General features: G+C 59.8%; 1 protein-coding gene. It reads right to left on the minus strand.

Annotation, left to right across the window (positions count from 1 at the left end; all coding sequences use genetic code 11):
* Positions 1 to 711 (minus strand): zinc-binding dehydrogenase (locus ACXJ7R_RS34325; RefSeq protein ID WP_457155670.1); only part of this gene is annotated, 711 nt, incomplete at its 3' end.
* Positions 712 to 968 lie beyond the last annotated feature (257 nt).

The following is a 968-nucleotide window of genomic DNA, read 5'->3' on the forward strand; positions in this document are numbered from 1 at the left end:
GCCATAGGCTATGACGCGGCCACCAGGCCTTAGAGCCCGAAACGAACGCCAGACATTGGCTTCGCCGACCCCGTCGAAGACGACATCCACGCCGTCGTTTGTCAGGCGATGGATCTCGTTGACGAAGTCGGCCCGCTCGTAGTCGATCGGCGTGGCCCCGAGATCTGATACGATCTGATGAGCTGAAAGAGATGCGGTTCCATACATCTCCAGACCTGCCAGGCGGCCAAGTTGCAGCAGGGCCGTGCCCACTCCGCCGGCCGCGCCATGAATAAGGACCCGTTGTCCCGCTGAGGCATGCCCAAGGCGATGCATCATCTGATAGGCCGTAACGTAGTTCAGCACGAGGCTAACTGCCTCGGCGGGATCAACACCAGTTGGAACCGGAGTGAGTTCAGCTTCCGGCAGGCAGATGAACTGGGCGTAGCCACCATGAATGGGCAGCGCCGCAACCATTCTACCAACCATCGCTCGGGACGCTCCCTCTCCGGCCTCGTCCACGATGCCTACGATGTCCCATCCTGGCGTGAATGGCAGGGTCGTCTTTTCCGGATGAATCCCCTCCCGCATCAATAGCTCTGCGAAGGAGACGCCGGCGGCGATTGTTCGCACCCGCAGCTCACCTGATGCCGGATGGGGGGCCTCTTCCTCCGCAATCTCCAGAACTTCAGGTCCGCCATGGTGGCGAACAACGACGCGCAGAGACTTCATGGCAGGCTCGGTCCAGATTGGACTCCTCCACTGACGGCAAACTCGAACGAAATGGTAGCGGGCGCGGGTATGAAGCGACTTGCTCCAGATCAAACCCACAGAAATCGGTATCCACCCACGAACAGCTGCTTATTTGCGCAGAAAGACATTGGGACGCAGCCTCGACAGTGGCTGGATCAGCTACCATTGGGCGTGAGTGGAAACAAATGACTGTTTGGGCTCACGACCCCGACCCGGCAGGTCGAACGTCCGATATC

This window comes from Mesorhizobium sp. P5_C1 (genome assembly GCF_054049815.1).